The organism is Mesorhizobium humile (assembly GCF_033977215.1).
Taxonomy (GTDB): domain Bacteria; phylum Pseudomonadota; class Alphaproteobacteria; order Rhizobiales; family Rhizobiaceae; genus Mesorhizobium; species Mesorhizobium humile.
The window spans coordinates 158,303-175,567 of record NZ_JAVIIV010000005.1 but is presented as its reverse complement, the minus strand read 5'-3'; the positions used below and the strand labels follow the sequence as shown (position 1 = coordinate 175,567).

General features: G+C 64.9%; 11 protein-coding genes. 3 read left to right on the top strand and 8 right to left on the bottom strand.

What is annotated here, in order from left to right:
* Window positions 1-39 precede the first annotated feature (39 nt).
* The 6 genes from RFM52_RS10695 to RFM52_RS10670 all read right to left on the bottom strand — a co-directional run bounded on the left by RFM52_RS10695 (window position 40) and on the right by RFM52_RS10670 (window position 6,115).
* Window positions 40-1,116 (bottom strand): ABC transporter ATP-binding protein, encoded by a 1,077-nt coding sequence (locus tag RFM52_RS10695; RefSeq protein WP_320293230.1) that lies wholly within the window; start codon window positions 1,114-1,116, stop codon window positions 40-42.
* Entirely contained in the window at window positions 1,103-2,041 is a 939-nt protein-coding gene (locus RFM52_RS10690; protein WP_320293231.1) for a PfkB family carbohydrate kinase, read from the bottom strand. The genes RFM52_RS10695 and RFM52_RS10690 overlap by 14 nt, the downstream gene beginning before the upstream one ends.
* Window positions 2,041-3,057: an SIS domain-containing protein gene (locus tag RFM52_RS10685; RefSeq protein ID WP_320293232.1), complete on the bottom strand. Its 1,017-nt coding sequence runs from the start codon at window positions 3,055-3,057 to the stop codon at window positions 2,041-2,043. Before RFM52_RS10685 ends, RFM52_RS10690 begins: the two co-directional genes overlap by 1 nt.
* Before the next feature lie 2 nt (window positions 3,058-3,059).
* The gene (locus RFM52_RS10680) at window positions 3,060-3,905 is read right to left on the bottom strand and encodes a carbohydrate ABC transporter permease (RefSeq protein ID WP_320293233.1); all 846 of its coding nucleotides are present in this window, start codon (window positions 3,903-3,905) and stop codon (window positions 3,060-3,062) included.
* Complete coding sequence (locus tag RFM52_RS10675) at window positions 3,905-4,789, bottom strand: carbohydrate ABC transporter permease (protein WP_320293234.1); 885 nt, start codon at window positions 4,787-4,789, stop codon at window positions 3,905-3,907. Before RFM52_RS10675 ends, RFM52_RS10680 begins: the two co-directional genes overlap by 1 nt.
* 87 nt (window positions 4,790-4,876) lie before the next feature.
* On the bottom strand, window positions 4,877-6,115 hold the full coding sequence (locus tag RFM52_RS10670) for an extracellular solute-binding protein (RefSeq protein ID WP_320293235.1): 1,239 nt from the start codon (window positions 6,113-6,115) through the stop codon (window positions 4,877-4,879).
* 222 nt (window positions 6,116-6,337) lie between these two features.
* On the opposite strand from RFM52_RS10670, the gene RFM52_RS10665 reads away from it, so the two are divergent.
* On the top strand, window positions 6,338-7,540 hold the full coding sequence (locus tag RFM52_RS10665) for an ROK family transcriptional regulator (protein WP_320293236.1): 1,203 nt from the start codon (window positions 6,338-6,340) through the stop codon (window positions 7,538-7,540).
* 171 nt (window positions 7,541-7,711) lie between these two features.
* Here RFM52_RS10665 and RFM52_RS10660 read toward each other — a convergent pair whose 3' ends face one another.
* Both RFM52_RS10660 and RFM52_RS10655 read right to left on the bottom strand, forming a co-directional pair.
* A complete protein-coding gene (locus RFM52_RS10660; protein WP_320293237.1) occupies window positions 7,712-8,569 on the bottom strand; it encodes a hypothetical protein in 858 nt (285 codons plus the stop codon).
* A 119-nt stretch (window positions 8,570-8,688) separates the two neighbouring features.
* The gene (locus RFM52_RS10655) at window positions 8,689-9,555 is read right to left on the bottom strand and encodes a hypothetical protein (RefSeq protein WP_320293238.1); all 867 of its coding nucleotides are present in this window, start codon (window positions 9,553-9,555) and stop codon (window positions 8,689-8,691) included.
* A gap of 346 nt (window positions 9,556-9,901) precedes the next feature.
* Here RFM52_RS10655 and RFM52_RS10650 point away from each other — a divergent pair, with 346 nt between their 5' ends.
* Window positions 9,902-11,701, top strand: a complete 1,800-nt coding sequence (locus tag RFM52_RS10650; protein ID WP_320293760.1) for a ShlB/FhaC/HecB family hemolysin secretion/activation protein — start codon at window positions 9,902-9,904, stop codon at window positions 11,699-11,701.
* A gap of 8 nt (window positions 11,702-11,709) precedes the next feature.
* Window positions 11,710-17,175 carry an MBG domain-containing protein gene (locus RFM52_RS10645; RefSeq protein WP_320293239.1) on the top strand — a complete coding sequence of 1,822 codons (5,466 nt, stop codon included), beginning with the start codon at window positions 11,710-11,712 and terminating at the stop codon, window positions 17,173-17,175.
* The last annotated feature ends 90 nt before the right edge of the window (window positions 17,176-17,265 follow it).

The window sequence follows — 17,265 nt, the reverse complement described above, 5'->3', positions numbered from 1 at the left end:
CGATTGCCTCGGCATCTGCCGTGCGGGGGATATCGCCGCTCAGAAAGCCTTGCCGGTTGCCGGATCGAACAGGCGAAGCGCGTCCGCGTCGAAGACGAACGCGCAGGGCTGGCCTTTGGCGACGCGGGCTTGCGGCGGCAAGGTTGCCGTCAGCCTTTGCGAACCGATCCTGGCGGTGGTGACCTGCTCGGGACCGGTCAACTCGACGACGTCGATCTCGACCGGGAGCGACATGTCGGCGCCGCTGGCCGGTCCAAGGCGGAGTGCCTCGGGCCTGATACCGGCCACAACCGAAGCACCGTTGCGGACGGCGCTGGCGTAGCGTTCCGGTAGCGCCAGCCGCGCATCCGTGGCGGCGATCGCCAGCCTGCCGTCCTCGACAACCGCTTCCAGCATGTTCATCGCCGGCGCGCCGACGAAGCCGGCGACGTAGAGCGTCGCCGGGTGGTTATAGATCTCCTGCGGCGTGCCGAGCTGTTCGATGCGGCCGTCACGCATGACGGCGATGCGGGTCGCCAGCGTCATCGCCTCGATCTGGTCGTGCGTGACGTAGACGACCGTGGTGCGCAGCATCTCGTGCAGGCGCTTCAATTCGGTGCGCATTTCCATGCGCAGCTTGGCGTCCAGATTGGAGAGCGGCTCGTCGAACAGGAAGACCTGCGGCTTGCGCACCAGCGCCCGGCCGATGGCGACGCGCTGGCGCTGGCCGCCGGAGAGCTGGCCGGGTTTGCGGTCGAGCAGGTTCTCGATCTGCAGGAGTTTCGCCGCTTCGCGCACCGCCTTGTCGCGCTCGGCGGCGAGAACCTTGCGCATCTCCAGGCCGAAGCCGATGTTGCGGCTGACGGTGAGGTTCGGATAGAGCGCGTAGGACTGGAAGACCATGGCGATGTCACGGTTCTTCGGATGCACGCCAAGCACCGAACGGCCACCGATCAGAACGTCGCCGCTGGTTGCCTCGGCGAGACCGGCGATGATGTTGAGCAAGGTCGACTTGCCGCAGCCCGACGAGCCGAGCAGCACCAGGAACTCGCCGTTCTCGAGCGCGACGTCGATGCCTTTCAGCGTCTCGACGTTGCCGTAATTCTTGCGGACATCGCGGATTTCAAGCGCGCTCATGGACGGCATCCTCGAACTGGATCGGCCCGCCATAGTCGCGGGGCAAGGTTGATATGGCGCGCGAGGCCACCAGGATGGCGGCGGACAGGCAGTCCTCGAGCGGCCTGCCCTGTGCCAGCGCGGCCAGGAAAGCGGCGTTGAAGACATCGCCGGCGCCGATCGTGTCGATGACGCTGACGCGTGGCGCCGCCGCTTCGATGAGTTTGCCGTCGGCGCCGATGGCTATCGCGCCGTCCGGTCCGCGCTTGACGACGACGGTTGCGCCGTCCCTCATGCCGTCGCGGATCTTGCACGCCGCCTCCGCCGGACTTGCCAGGCCGGCCAGCGTGGTCGTCTCGACTTCGTTGAAGAGGGCCAGTTCGCAGCGCGACAGCCAGCCGCGCGCGGCAGTGCAGTTCGCTTCAGTCCAGCCGTCGATCGGCCAGCCTGTATCGAGCGCAACGGCGATGCCATGCGCTTCGGTCCAATCGAAGAAGGCGTCGTAATCGCGCGTCAGGTCGTCGGTGAGGAAAGAGCCGCAGAGCAGCGCGTAGCCGCCGGAAAGCCGATTGCCGTCCAGCACGGAGAGCACGTCGGCCAGGCTGAAGCGGGGCAGGTGGCCGCGCGTGGTGAAGAAGGTGCGCTCGCCGTCGGGATGGGTCATGCCGACCGACAATGTCGTGCCTTCGGGACGAACCGGCCAATTTTGCGCGCGACGTCCGAAGGCTTCGCGCAGCCAGCGCCCGAACTGGTCGTCACCGACATTGGCGGCAATCTCGAAGTCGATGCCCAGCGCCTGCCAGGCAAGCGCGGTGTTGCCCGCCTGGCCGCCGACGCGCAGATCGTCGTGCTCGACGACGGTCTCCGTGCCTGCCTTCGGCCAGGGCGCGACCGGCCCGACGATCAGGTCGACATTGACGTTGCCGATCACCGCGAGCGGCCGCATCACTCGCTCCTGGTGATCTTGGTGGTGCGCACCGGCGTTCCGGCATTGTCGACGCGGGAATCGGCGAAGGCGATCATCAGGCGTTGCGCCACCGGCAGCATGGCGAAAACCGCCGCCAGTCCGGAGGCAGGCTTGAAGCTCAACGTGACGGCGCCCGTTACCGGCGGCATGCCCGAGGCGTCGAAGACGATCAATGGCGCGCCAGTTTCGACGACAGACAGGGCCATGGCGGTGACGAGGTCGGCGGTCGGGTCCTTGCCGCGGAAAAGCACGATGCCGATCTTCGGCCCGAGCATCTCCATCGGCCCGTGGCGCAACTGGCCGCCTTCGAGCGAGTAGCAGGGCAGGCGCGACAGTTCGGTGAGGCCGAGCGCCAACGCTTCGGCCACACCCTGCAGGCTGCGGCCGGATGTGACCACGGTCGCAACAGTGCCGAGCGCCGCAAGAGCGGCATCGGTCGCAACCGTTTCCGGCATTTTGAGCGCGGCAAGTGCTGCGGCGGGATCATCGCCGAGCGCGGCCAGGATGGCGAGATGCAGGGCGAAGGTCACGGTCAGGCTGCGGGTTGCGGCAAAAGCGAGCTCGGTGCCGCCGGCGCCGACGAGGCAAGGCACGGTGCGACCAAGGAAGGAGCCGGCCTCCAGCGTCAGGCCGAAGGTTTCGGCGTGGTCGCCGGTCTCGGCAAACCAGCGCAGCACCTCGGCGCTCTCACCGGACTGCGAGGTGACGATCACCGTCCTGCCGTCAAGCGGCAGCGGCTGTCCGAGCTGCTCCGACAGCGGCAGCGCGATGGCGTCTATGCCATGCGCGCGATAGAGCGGCTCGACGGCGCGCGCGACGGCATGCGAGGCGCCCATGCCGAGCAGGACGAGCCTGCCGTTCTTCCTGATCGAGGCGGCGACCTTGGCGGCTGTCTCTCGATTGCTCTCGAACGAGGCAAGCGCATCCGTATGCTGGCGCGCCATCTCGCGGTCGATCGCGAGAAGCCCTGCCGGGCGGTTCTTTTCTGCAGTCATGATTACCCTTTCACCCCGCCGCTGGTCAGGCCCGAGATCAGCGCGCGTTGCATGACGAGGCCGATCAGCACCGGCGGCAAGGCCGCGAGCACGCCGGCGGTGGCGATCAGTCCGTAGTCGGAGACACGGCCGCCGGCGAGATCGGCGATGGCGACCGTCAGCGTCTTTGCCCGCTGGTCCGAGGTGAAGAGCAGGGCGTAGAAGAACTCGTCCCAGGCAAGCAGCACGGCAAACAGCGCCGATGTCGCCACCACGGGCGCCGCCAGCGGCAAGGTGATGATGCGCCAGGTCTGGAACAGGCCGGCACCGTCGATCATCGCCGCGGCCTCGATCTCGCGCGGGATGGAATCAAAACCCGATTTCATCAGCCAGGTCGTGAAGGGCGCGAGGATCGTCAGATAGATCAGCGCCAGGCCGAAGACGTTGTTGAGCAGGCCGAGCCAGGACAGGCCCATGTAAAGCGGCACCGAGAGCGCCACCGGCGGCAGCATGTAGGTGGCGATCACCATGGACAGCGACCAGCCCACCGAAGGCGTGCGCGAGACGGCCCAGCCGGCCGGCACGGCAAGGACAACAGCGGCAAGCGTCGCCATGCCGGCGACCTCCAGGCTGTTGCGCAGCGAGGCGGTGAAGGCGGCGCCGGCGCTGTTCTCGGCCGTCGACAGAAGTTGCGCGTAACGGGAGAAGTCGGCCGCCTGCGGCCACCAGCGCAGCGGCTTGGCGGCGAGATCGGCCGCCGGCGATATGCTCATGACGAAGAGCCAGGCGAGCGGCGCCAGGATCACGGCGGCAAGCAGGAGGGCGCAGGCATAGACGAAAACGGTGAAGAGCGAGCCCTTGCGTTCCATCAGGTCGCGCTCCCCGCGGTCTTTCTCACCAGCGTCGCATAGGCGACGGCGAGCACGGTAACGAGCAAGGTGACGATCAGCGCCAGCGAAGCGCCGGAGCCGGCGCGCTGGAAGGAGAAGGCTTCCTGGTAGACGAGGATCGACAGCGAGCGCGTGCTGTTGGCCGGGCCGCCGCGGGTCATCACCCAGATGATGTCGAAGACCTTGAAGGCCTCGATGGTGCGCAGCACCAGCGCCACCATCAGCGGACCGGCGAGATAGGGCAGGATGACGAAGCGAAAGCGGTTGAACGGGCCGGCGCCGTCGACGAGCGCCGCGGCGGTGATGTCGCGCGGTACCGCTTGCAGGGCGGCAAGCGCGATGAGTGCCACAAGCGGAAAATTCTTCCAGCAGTCGGCGACGATCAGCGCCGCAAGCGCCGTGCCGGGCTCACCCAGCCAGGAGCGATAGTCGTCGATGAGATGGAGTTGCGTCAGCGCTGCGTTGAGCGCGCCATATTCGGGATTGTAGATCAGCCGCCAGAGCGTCGCGTTGACGACGGTGGGCAGCGCCCAGGGCAGGATCATCAGCCCACGCAAGACGGCGCGGCCCCGGAATTCCTGATTGAGCAGAAGTGCCGCAAGGACGCCGAGCACCATCTCGGCGGCGACCGAGACGACCGCGAACCAGGTGGTGGTCGAGAGCGTGCGGGTGAAATTCGAGCTCGTCAGCATCCTGGTGTAGTTGTCGAAGCCGACGTAATTGCCCGCCGTGCCGACCAGTTGGGCGTCGGTGAAGGAGAGCCTGACGGTATCGACCAACGGCCAGCCGATAATTGCGACCATGATCACCAGGAGCGGCAGCATCAACAGCCACGCGCGAGTCGTCATCCAGGTGCCTGACATCAGAGGCGCCTCTCTTCCTTCATCCGATCAGAAATAGCACGGGCGGCGCTCGTGTATGAGGCCGCCCGCTTGTCGGGGAACGCCAGATCAGAGGCCGCTGTTTTGCGCAGCCGTCTTGAGCGCGTCTTCCGGTGTCGTCTGGCCGAGCAGCGATTCCTGGATCGCCTGCTGCAGCGCCGTCGACAGCTGCTGATATTTCGGCGTGGTCGGGCGCGGATACATCGCGGCGAGACCGAGCTTGGCGGCGGCGATCAGTTCTTCCTGGCCTTTGGTCACGGCCGGATCGTCATAGGACGAGGCCCAGATCGGCAGCGAGAGCTTGGCATACTGGTTCTGCGTCGCCTGCGAGGTCATGAACTCGATGTATTTCCAGGCTTCGTCCTGGTGCTTCGACACCGCGGTGATGCCGAGGCCCATCGAGCCGTTGACGGCCGAGACCTCGCTGGTGCCCGCAACGCCCGGCGCCGGCACGACGCCGACCTTGCCCGCGACCTTGGAGTCCTTCGGATCGTTGGCCATGTTGTACATGTAGGTCCAGTTCAGCGCGAAGGCGGCATCGCCGTTCTCGAACACCTTGCGGACGTCTTCCTCCAAAAATTCCTTGGAATTCGGATTGGTGAGGCCCGACTTGTAGCTGTCGACCATGTATTTCAGCGCCGAGAGGCCGCCGCCGTTCTGGAAGTCGGGCTTGCCGTCCTTGAGGAAATCACCGCCATAGGCGCTGACCAGCGTGGTGTAGTCGCAGACAGCGGCTTCGGCCTGCGACCAACTCCAGGCGACCGGCGTCTTCAGCAGGCCCTTTTCCTGGATGATCTTGGCCTGCTGGCCAAGCTCTTCCCAGGTCTTCGGCGGCGCCTTGATGCCGGCCTTTTCCAGGATTTCCTTGTTGTAGAACAGGTATTTGGTGTCGAGGATCCACGGCATGCCGTAGTACTTGCCGTCGTACTGGACGGTGGTCCAGGCGCCCGGCAGCACGCCCTTCTTCATGTCGTCGGTGATCTTCGACGATACGTCGACCAGCACCTTGTTGGTCGCATATTCGGCCGGCCAGATGACGTCGAACAGCACCACGTCATAGCCGCCGCCCGATCCCTGGGCGAGCACGGTCTTGTCGTGCAGGCCTTCATAGGGGACGAATTCGAGATTGACCTTGATGTCCGGATTGGCCTTGGTGAAGGCCTCCGTCATCGAGCGCACGTCGGCTTCGCTATAGGCGGCCTGCGCCATGAAGAGCGCGTTCAAGGTGGTTTCGGCGAAGGCGTGAGGGACGAACAGTCCGCCGACGAACACTGCGCCCAGAAGTGTCTTACCGATCGATTTCAGCATTTGTCTTTCTCCCATTTTCGACAGCTGCGAGTGGGCGGCCAAGGCCGTGCCGCTTCCTCGAATTCGCATCGCGTCTGACCGGATCCGTCCCCAACGGCGTGCGGCTGAGCCCGAAAGCTTTGCCGTCTTTTTGTAGAGCCGCGAGGGTCTCGCCTATTAAGTCAATTCGCTTGACTTAATTAGTCGATCAATCCTTTAATGGAGTCAAGAGGGGAAACGACGGTGCACGACATCAGCCCGATCCGTGCCAAAAGCGGCACCAACCAGGAAGGCACCAGCGCGCATAACCGCCGCGTCATGATCGAGGCGCTGCGGCTCAACGGCGCGCTTTCGCGCGCCGACCTGGCGCGGGCTACGCAGCTTACCAAGCAGGCGGTTTCCAACATCATCGAGGATCTCGAGCGCGATGGACTGGTTGTCGCGCTGGATGCGGTGCGCAAGGGCAGGGGGCAGCCCTTCACGCCCTACCGGCTGGTTCCCGAGGGAGCTTTCGCCATCGGGCTGCAGATCGACCGGCATCTGACACGGGTGGTGGTCGTTGACCTGGTCGGCAACGTGGTGGCGCGTGCCGAGGCCGGCCTGCCCCTCGACGAGCCGTCGCCGGGCGTCCAGACCATCCTGGGTCTCATCGCGCATACGAGGCGCGAACTGGCGGACATCTCCGCCCAGTCCGAACGGCGGCTGGTCGGGCTTGGCGTCGCCATGCCGGGCCCGTTCGGTCTTAAAGAGTCCGACGACAAATGGATGATGCCGGCCTGGCAGCAGTTCCCGTTGCTGGAGACCCTTACGGCCGGGACCGGATTGAGTGTCGGGCTGCAGAATGACGCCGCCGCCTGCGCCACGGCTGAGCGCATCGTCGGCGCCGCGCACGGTGTCGATCATGCAGTCTGCCTTTATGTCGGCTACGGCATCGCTGCCGGGCTGATCCTAAATGGCGAACTCTACAATGGCGGCAACGGCAACGCCGGCGAGATCGGCAGGGCACTGCTGTCGCCGGCCGGGCCTGGAGCTACGCCGCTCGAGCACCGTGCCTCGCTCGCCTCGCTGTACCAGCATCTCGGCCTCAACCCGGCCGATGAGCATCTTTATGAAAAAATAGGCGCTCTGGCCGCCGCCGAGGATGCGAAGGTGATGGGCTGGATCGAGGGCGCCGCGCACGATCTGCGCTGGAGCGTGCATCTGATCGAAACGATCTTCGATCCGCAGACTGTCATCCTCACCAGCGGCGCACCCGAGGCGTTGGCGGGCCGCTTGCTGCAGGCCATACATCCGCTGCTGCCGTCGATCGCCGACCGCCCCGGGAGGCGATTGCCGCGCCTGCAACTCGGCATCACGGATCCATGGGCGATCGCCGTGGGCGCCGCGGCCGAGCCGATCAGCCGGGCCTTCGATCCGCGTTTTTCCGCGATCCTGAAGGCCGGATAGAGCAATTCCAGGAAAAGTGCGTCGCGGTTTTCCGTCCGGAATTGCCGCTCTAAAGCGCGTAGCGCTGAAATGGATTCAGGCGACGCGCTTTTAGGTCTTGTTTTGATGCATGTCGTTGTCCCAGAACCGCTGCACACTTCTGGGCGACATGCATTAGAAAACGGAAAGCGGTCAGTCCGTCGCCTGTGTCGTGCAGGCGGCGAAAGCCGCATCGATGATGGCGAGCTTGACCGCCTGCGCGGTGATGTATTCGCCGTAGAATTCCTTCGATATCCACATGACGGAATGGCCGCGCTGCCCGAGCCAGCCGACGCTGCCGAGCGTCTCGGCGTCGCGAAGTTTGCGCGCAAGATGGGTGCGCGACAGCTTCAGCCATTTGGCGAAATCACCGATCGACAGCACGCCGGTGGGGATGCGCTCCTGGCCCGCATCTTGCGGGTCGACGCTGGCGATCAGCCAGTCCATGACGACGCCGCCATTGTTGAGCCAGGTGAACAGCGAAAATGTTTGTTGCGGCTCGCGCACCGGCACCGAGGAAATCAGGCCGTCCGCGATCAGCGGCTGCAACTTGGCCAGCATTTGCGGCCTTGCCTGAAATGTTTGCAGCCGCTTCGCGCCGTCAAGCGCGTCAAGCGTGCTCAGATGCATATGAATCCAGCCGATCAACGGCTCCAAGGTCATGGCGGGCAGTCGCAAGGGGCGAATGCGGCCGTCATCGCCCGCCGGCCCGACCTCGATGAAATTATAGTGCTGCATTTCCTTGATGAAGGCATGTGCAGTGTTCCGGCTTGCCACCGCGTGCTGAACGGTGACGTCGACAAAACGCGCCGCCGTCATTTCTTTCCGGTAGTCGCTGGGATCCCTGCGGAAATGCAGGGCAAGGCCGATATGGGCCATCAGCCAGCGTTGCTGGGTGGCAAAGACCGAGGATGCCCGCGGGTTTCTTTCATAGGCCTGCTGCATCGCCATGGCCTGTGCGCGCACACAAGCATGCAGTGCCGGGTGACCGGCAATGTCCTCGTAGGTCAACGCACCCTCCCAGCTTCCACCCAAAGATGCTGTAGTCTCGCAAGTTGCGGATAGCAGTTTTGGCCGGCACCCGCCAGCGTGGGCGCCGGTTTTGCGCGCCGCAGCGCGGAGTTTGACGGTCAGCGATCCTTCAGAGCCGAGTGACAGGCTTCGAAGGCTTCGTCGACGACGGCGAGCTTGGCTGCCTGGACGGCCATGTACTCGTCGAAGAACTGCCGCGAAACCCACATCACGGAATGGCCGCGCTGGCCGACCCAGCCGATGCTGCCGAGCGCCTCGGCATCATGGAGCTTGCGCGCCAGATGGGTGCGTGAGAGTTTCAGCCAGCGCGCGAACTCGCTGACCGATATGACGCCGGTCGGGATCCTGTCGAGATGGACGTCTTCGGGATCGATGCCGGACATCAGCCAGTCCATGACGATACCGCCGTTATTTAGCCAGATAAACAACGAGAAAGTTTGTCCAGGCTCCCGCACGCCGTTGCTGGCCAGCAATCCGTCGGCTATCAGCGGCTGCAAGACAGGCAGCATTTCGGGCTGGTCGAGGAAGGCTGCCAGCCGGGTTCCGCCGTCTATGCGGTCGAGTGTCCTCAGATGCGCGTAAATCCAGCCGGTGAAGGTGGCGATGGTGCCCGCCGTGACCCGCATGGGGTGGGCGCGTCCGTCGCCGCTGGCCGAAATATATTCGGCGATGTTGTAGTGCAGCATCTCCTTGACGAAGGCTTCGGCGGTGTTGCGGCTGGCCACCGAATTGCGGCGCACGACCTCGATGAAACGCGCCATCGTCATTTCGGTGCGGCGGTCGTTGGGATCGCGCCGGAAATGCAGCGCCAGGCCGACATGAGCGAGCAGCCATCGCTGCTGGGTGGCAAACACCGCCGCCAGCCGCGGGCTCGTTTCATAAATATGGATGAGCGCCTTGGCCTGTTCCTGGACATTGCTAAGCGCTGCCGGATGACGGGCGATCTCTGCGGCACTCAGCGGCATTTCCTGCGGCACTCCATGCGATTCCAAGCAACGACAAATGAAGATTCCCAGTCTTCGCCGATTGTGTCCAGTTGCCCATTGGAACAACCGCCGATTGGGCTGTGTGTTCCCGGCTAACTCTTTGCGCCGGTTCGGGAACCCGTCCCAATAATAGTCGGCCCCACAGCCCTGCGTTGAATTGACGAGTCCCGCCAGGCGAGCATAGGTTCCGCGCCATCGGGGCTGCGGGGAGCGCTTTCCCGGAAAAAAACTAGGACAGGGTCTGGGCGCCCGATGCGCGGCATCGGCGGTGGCAACGCTTTGCGCCCGATTTCCGTCCCGGATCAAGAGTGACCGCGTGAGCCATATGGGCGGAACCGGCTTCCATGCCGACGAAAACCGCAACCTCCGACACGGTGCCCGGCCCGGCGCGGGATGGTGTGGCCATAGCGGCATCAGGCTGGTGGTTGTCGCCGCTTGTGCTTGCCTCTGGCTTTCATCCGGCGCCTTCGCGCAGACCGCAAGCCAGATCACCCCGCCCACCTTTCGGCCACCACCCGGGCCGGACACGGCAGGTGTCTCCATTCCCGAAAGCAAGGGGCTGGAGGCACCCGCCGGCGCGGAGAAGCTGAAGGTCAGGCTTGCCGGGGTGCATATCGAGGGCGGCCTTGCCGATATGACGGATGCAACGCGCGAGATCACCGCCGGGTTTTCCCGCCGCACGGTCACGGCGGCCGAAATCTTCGTCGCGGCGCGCCAGTTGGAAGCCGAATACGCGCGCTCCGGCTATGTGCTGGTGCGGGTGGTGCTGCCGGCGCAGAAACTGACCAACGGCGCGACGTTGCGGCTGATCGTCGTCGATGGTTTCCTCGAAAAGATCGACACTGGCAATCTGCCGGAACGGATAAGGGGCAGGGTCGACGCGACGCTGGCGCCGCTGGTCGGGAAAAAAGGCATCAAGCTGTCCGCGATCGAACGCAAGCTGCTGCTGGCCGGCGACACGCCGGGCGCCAGGCTGCGCTCGACGCTGAAGGCGGGCTCGACCAAGGGCGCCAGCGTGCTGGTCATCGACGGCAAATACCGGCCGATCGGCGGGCAGCTCACCGTCGACAATTCGCTGTCGCCTTCGCTGCAGCGCTGGTCGACCGGCGTCGGCGTCGATTTCAATTCATTGCTCGGTCTCGGCGAGCTCGTCTACCTCCGGGCCGGTGGATATCCCGATGGCGGCGACCAGGGCCTGTTCAGCGACCATCCGCGCAACCGCAACTCCGCCGCCGGCATCGTCGTCCCGATCGGCTATGACGGGCTGACGCTCAATCTTGAGGCCAGCCGCACGCGCGCCAATCCGGACGCCGAGCCCGGTTCATTGGGCTTCGGCAGCGAATTCGAGCGCTATTCGGCGCGGCTGCGCTATCCCTGGATCCGCAGCCGAGCGCTGACGGTAAGCAGCCAATTGTCCTTCGACGCGCAGAACGATTATCTCAATGCCGTCACGCCGGTCTCGCTACCCATCGCCGAGGACCGGCTGCGCATCATCCGGTTCGGCACCGACGCCACCTGGTTCACGCCGCTCGGCGGCGTGTTCGTCGGCAATGTCACGGCATCGTTCGGCATCGATGGCCTCGGCGCGCGTATGGCAGCCGACGCCACGCCGCTCCTGCCGCTGTCGCGCCAGGGCGCCGACGCGACGTTCCAGAAACTCGAAATCTCGGCCAGCTACAGCCAGACGCTTGCCGAGCATGTCGGGCTCGACCTGTTCGCCCGCGCGCAGACCTCCTTCGGCAAGCCGCTGCTGCAGTCAGAGCAGATCGGCCTTACCGGCGCGACCGGCCTGTCGAGCTTCGATGCCGGCGCGCTGCAGGGCGATTCCGGCTACGTGGTTCGCGGCGAACTGTCCTCGCCCTGGTACGTGCCCTTCACGGGCGGCGTGGTCCAGTTCTCGCCTTACATCTTCGGAGCTGTCGGCGAAGTCAGACTGGAAATGCCGACGGCGCTCGAGAGCGCCAGCATCGTCGGGGCCTCGTACGGGCTCGGCGTCAAGCTCGGCATGGCCTTGGCAATCGACCCCACCAACACCAGCCTGACCCTCGAATGGGGCCGTCAGCACCGTGACGATCATCAGCCCATCAGCGATCGCTTCTCGCTGAGCGGCGCCATCCAGTTCTAGGTCCTACCATGCGCGACACATTTCCCCTTCTTCGCACCGCGAACCTGCCGCTGACGGCGCTGCTGCTCGCCTCGACGGCGCTTGTCGGCTTCACCTCGGCCAGGGCGCAGGAACTGCCGACGGGCGGCAGCGTCGCGTCGGGCGGCGTGACCATCTCCCAGCCGTCTGCCTCGCAGCTTGCGATCAAGCAGTCGACCAATTCGGCCATCGTCAACTGGCAGAGCTTTTCCATCGGCGCCGGCGCACGCGTCGACATCGACCAGCCGACATCGTCCTCGGTGATGCTCAACCGCGTCACCGGCAACACCAAGTCGACCATTGCCGGCCAGCTCAACGCCAATGGCCAGGTGTTCCTGGTCAACCCGAACGGCATCGCCATCTCCAAGACCGGCAAGGTGAGCGCCGCCGGCTTCGTCGGCTCCTCACTCGACATCGACGACGAGGACTTCAAGGCCGGAAGGCTCACGTTCAAGGGCAAGGGCGCTTCCGCCGCCGTTTCGAACGAAGGCTCCGTCTCGATCGGCCCGGGCGGCTATGCGGCCTTGATCGGCGGCAGTGTCGACAATTCCGGCACCATCAGCGTGCCGCTCGGCAAGGTCGGGCTGGGCTCCGGCGAGGAGGCGACGCTCGATCTTTCCGGCGATGGCTTTCTCCAGGTGGCGGTGCCGACCAAGGCGGACGGCACGGGTGCGTTGGTCTCCAATTCGGGCGTGATCAGCGCCAATGGCGGCCGCGTCGAGATCAAGGCCGCTGCCGCCAAGGAAGCGGCGCGGCAGGCCGTCAACATGTCGGGGCTGGTCGAGGCGCGCACCGTCTCCGGGCAGTCCGGCGAGATCGTGCTTGGCGGCAGCGACGGCTCGGTCGAAGTGTCCGGTACGCTCGGCGCTTCGGCCAAGGCCGGCGGCAAGGGCGGCAAGGTGACCATCACCGGCCGCAAGCTGAAGCTCAAGGGCGCTGTTGTCGATGCCTCGGGCAAGGATGGCGGCGGCGCGGTCAGGATCGGCGGCGACAAGCAGGGCTCCGGCACGCTGCAGCATGCCGAAACGACCGAGATCGACAAGGACACGACGATCAGCGCCGATGCGACCGGCAATGGCGACGGCGGCACGATCATCGTCTGGTCGGACGAGCGGACGAATTTCGCCGGCAAGATCTCGGCGCGTGGCGGCGATATCAGCGGCAATGGCGGCTTCGTCGAAGTCTCCGGCAAGCAGCGCCTCGACTTCACCGGCTCGGCGGATCTGCGCGCACGCTTCGGCGACACGGGCGACCTGCTGCTCGATCCCTACAACGTCACCATCTCCAATGCCGCCGGCAACACCGGCGGCAGCATGAGCGCCAACACCAATGACAGCGTCATCAACGTCACGACGCTGCAGAACCTGCTCGCGAGCGCCAACGTCACCATCTCGACGGGCAGTGGCGGTTCGCAGGCCGGCGACATCACAATTGCCGTGCCTATCGCGTGGAGCGCCAACACGCTGACGCTCGACGCCTATCACTCGATCGTCTTCAATGCGAATGCCACGATCGGCGGCGTCGGTGGCCTGGCGCTGGTCACCAATGATGGCGGCTCCGGCGGCACGATCTCCTATGCGCTCGGCGCGTCGGCCACTTTCACCGGCACGCCGGGCGCGCAGGCGCTGTCGGTCAACAGTCAGAGCTACACGCTGATCTACGACATCAACGGGCTACAGGCGATCAACAGTGATCTCAGCGGGCGCTATGCGCTCGCCAACACCATCGATGCCAGCGACACCTACAACTGGAACGGCGTCAAGGCCTTCATCCCGCTCGGCACCGACGGCAACACCAACATCCTGAACGGCGGCAACGGCTTCAACGGCACGTTCGACGGCCTTGGCAACACCATCGACTACCTGCGCTCGACACCGGGCGGGGCAAACTATGCCGGCCTGTTCGGCTATATCGGCGGTGGCGGCGTGGTGCGCAATGTCGGGCTTGTCGATGCCTCCGTCATGGCGTCCCGCTTCACAGGCGCCATCGCCGGTTGGAACAAAGGCTCGATCTCCGGCGTGTGGGCGAGCGGGCAGATCCATGGCGCCGGTACAACAGGCGGATTGGTCGGCCAGAATGATGGCTCGATCACCCAATCCTTCTCCACGGTCGGCGTCAACGCGCGCGACTTCAATAGCGTTGGCGGGCTTGTCGGCTCCAACGGCACCGGCGGGACAATCAGCCAATCTTATTCGTATGGCTGGGTCCTCGGGTCGAGGTTTGTCGGTGGGCTTGTCGGCCTGAATATGGGATTGATCAGCGACGCCTATTCAACCGGCCCGGCCAGCGGGACCTATGGCGAGACAACGATCGGTGGGCTGGTCGGCTACAATATAGGCGCCGTCACCAATGGCGCCTTTGACATGACGACGTCGGGCTTGAGCAACGCCTTTGGCAGCGGCAGCAACGCGGGCAGCGTGATCGGTCTTACCACCGCCGACTTCCAGAACGGCGGCGTCAACGGTTTGAGCGCCGCCTTCGGCGGCGGTTCGGGCGGCCTCTACCCTTATCTGAAAAGCTTCTATCCGAACGGGGTGCAGGCGATCTCCGGCATCGCCTACAAGGATAGCGGCGTCACCCCGCTGTCGTCAGGTACGCGTCAGCCGATCTATGTGAAGAACCCAGGGCTCGTCACGGCGGTCGCCAATGGCGTCGACCTCGGCACGGTGTCCACCGGCGTCAACGGCTACTATTACATCGCGACGCCGAACGGCACGATCGGCAGCAGCGTGCTCGTCTATACCGTACAGGACGGCGGCCCCGATGCCGCCGGGGCGCAGAACGCGGTGACGCTCCGGACGGGTCTGTCGGGCGGCAATGTCGCCAACCTCAATGTCTATGGCAACTGGCGCCTCGATGAGGTCGACAGCTCGGTCACGTCGCTTTCGGCGCTGCAAGACATTGCAGCGACGACCGTCGGATCGACCTATGTCGGCAGTCTGTCCTTTGCCAATTGGCAGATCGAGACGGCGTCGACGACATTCGCGCTCGATCAGACGGTGTCGACCGGCAGCGGCACTCTGGCGCTGTCGTCGAACGGCACGGTCACGCAGACGAGTAGCCTGAGCGCAGGCTCGCTATGGCTTGGCGGCACGGGCGCTTTCAACCTGACCAATGCCGGCAACCAGGTCGGCACGGTCGCCGTCAATGCCGGATCGGTCAACCTGGCGAATCTCGGCGGCCTCGTCATCGGCAGCGCCGGAAGCGCGCGCGGCGTGACGACGACCGGCGCCAGTACGACGGGTCAGGTCCAGCTTCAGACGTCCGGCGACCTGACGATCGCCGCGGCAGCCAAGGTCAGCGGTACCGATCCGGTGCTGGCGGCAGGCGGCAAGTTCATCAACAGCCGCGGCAGCGATGCCGTGACCGCGACCAGCGGACGCTGGCTGGTCTACGCGGCCGCGCCGACAGGCAACACGTTCGGCAATCTCAACAGCAACAACACGGCGATCTGGAATACGGCGGCCGGCGCTACGGTAAGCGCGAGCGGCAATCGCTATGTCTTTGCCTACCAGCCGACGCTGAAGTTTACCTCCCAAAATACTTCGAAGACCTACGGCGATACCGCCATGCCGACATTGACCTACACGGTGTCGGGCTATCGGGCAGGGGCGGCCAATGCCTATCTCGGCGACAGCGCCGGCAACACTTTCACCGGCGCGCCGTCGCTCTCCACCCCCAATCCGCTTGCCACTCAGCAGCTCGGAGCTGGGACTTACACGATTACCGTCGGCGCTGGCGATATCACTGTCCTGAACGGCTATGGGCTCGCCTTCGACAGTGCCGGGTTGTTCACCGTCGCGAAGCGCACGGTCACGGTCACGGCCGATGCCGATCAGCACAAGATTTATGGCGATGCGGATCCTGCATTAACCTATTCGGTTTCGGACCTCGGCAGCGGCGTGGCGCTGGCGGGCTCGCTCGGCCGGGAAGCCGGCGAGGACGTCGGCAGCTACACCGTCGACCAAGGCACGATGACCAATGCCAACAATTCGAACTACGACATAACATTCGTCGGCGCAGATTTCACCATCGGCAAGCGGGCCATCACCGTCACGGTCAATGCCGATCAGGGCAAGGCCTATGGTGATACCGATCCGACCCTGACCTATTCGGTTTCCGACCTTGGCAGCGGCGAGGCGCTTGTCGGCTCGCTCGATCGGGCTTCCGGTGAGAATGTCGGCAACTATGCCGTCGGCCAAGGCACGCTGACCAACGCCAACAACTCGAACTACGACATCACTTTTGAAGGTGGCGCCGACTTCGATATCGCCAAGCGGGCCGTGACGGTGACGGTGAATGCCGGGCAGGGCAAGACCTATGGCGATAGCGATCCGTCGTCCTACGGCTACACCTACAGCAGCCTCGGCAACGGCGTCGCTTTGGTCGGCGCGCTCGACCGTATGGCGGGCGAGAATGCCGGCAATTACGCCATCGATCAGGGCATGCTGACCGACGCCAACAATTCGAATTACGACATTACGTTCGAGGGCGACAACTTCACCATTGGCAAGCGGGCCGTGACGGTGACGGTAAATGCCGGGCAGGGCAAGACCTATGGCGATAGCGATCCGTCGTCCTACGGCTACACTTACAGCAGCCTCGGCAGCGGGGTGGCGCTTTTCGGCACGCTCGATCGGGCAGCCGGCGAAAATGTCGGCGATTATGCGATCGGGCGGGGCACACTGACCGATGCCAACAATTCGAACTATGACATCACGTTCGAGGACGACAACTTCACCATCGGCAAACGGGCCGTGACGGTGGCGGCGACGGCCGGCCAGGGCAAGATCTACGGCAACGCCGACCCGTCGTCCTACAGCTACACCTATAGCGACCTCGGTAGCGGCGTTGCGCTGGTCGGCGATCTCGATCGCGAAACGGGTGAGAACGCCGGTAGCTACGCCATCGGCCAGGGTATGCTGACGGGTGCCGCAAATTCCAACTACGACATCACCTTCGTCGGCGCCGATTTCAGCATCGCCAAGCGGGCCATTATCGTCACGGCCGATGCCAAGAGCCGGCCGCAAGGTGCTGCCAATCCCCCGCTTACCTACAGCATCGGCGGGCTGGGCCTGGCCGCCGGCAATACGCTCACCGGAGCGCTTTCGACCGAAGCGACCACCGCAAGCGGCCCTGGCAGCTATGCCATCGAGCAAGGCAGCCTGAGTGCCTCGGCGAACTACGATCTGAGCTATGTCGGTGCGAATCTGGTGGTACAGGCGAGCGGGGTCGTGCCGACAACCGAGGTCGCAAGCACGGTAGGCCATAATTTTGCAGCCCGAGGCAACGGCGCTCCGCTGCCGGTCGTCTTCTCAGGGGCCGCGCCTGGCGCCGACCCGCAGGCGATCGTCGAGGATCCACGCTTCGATGATGCCACATTCTGCCGTGCCGTCGGAACGGTCGCCGACATTTGCGCGCCGGCATTGGCCGGGCAGCCCGGCGCTGGTCGATAGTGCGCCGATATCGATACTCGGCGCGGCCTTTGCAGCCCGCGGATGGCGGCCTATCGTGGCGATCGATGGCCGAGCATGGTGCGGCCTTTG

Bases quoted from the DNA above. Each gene is read 5' to 3' on its own strand.
- RFM52_RS10695 (WP_320293230.1), bottom strand. From the start codon at position 1,116: ATGAGCGCGCTTGAAATCCGCGATGTCCGCAAGAATTACGGCAACGTC.
- RFM52_RS10690 (WP_320293231.1), bottom strand. From the start codon at position 2,041: ATGCGGCCGCTCGCGGTGATCGGCAACGTCAATGTCGACCTGATCGTC.
- RFM52_RS10685 (WP_320293232.1), bottom strand. From the start codon at position 3,057: ATGACTGCAGAAAAGAACCGCCCGGCAGGGCTTCTCGCGATCGACCGC.
- RFM52_RS10680 (WP_320293233.1), bottom strand. From the start codon at position 3,905: ATGGAACGCAAGGGCTCGCTCTTCACCGTTTTCGTCTATGCCTGCGCC.
- RFM52_RS10675 (WP_320293234.1), bottom strand. From the start codon at position 4,789: ATGTCAGGCACCTGGATGACGACTCGCGCGTGGCTGTTGATGCTGCCG.
- RFM52_RS10670 (WP_320293235.1), bottom strand. From the start codon at position 6,115: ATGCTGAAATCGATCGGTAAGACACTTCTGGGCGCAGTGTTCGTCGGC.
- RFM52_RS10655 (WP_320293238.1), bottom strand. From the start codon at position 9,555: ATGCCGCTGAGTGCCGCAGAGATCGCCCGTCATCCGGCAGCGCTTAGC.
- RFM52_RS10650 (WP_320293760.1), top strand. From the start codon at position 9,902: ATGGGCGGAACCGGCTTCCATGCCGACGAAAACCGCAACCTCCGACAC.
- RFM52_RS10645 (WP_320293239.1), top strand. From the start codon at position 11,710: ATGCGCGACACATTTCCCCTTCTTCGCACCGCGAACCTGCCGCTGACG.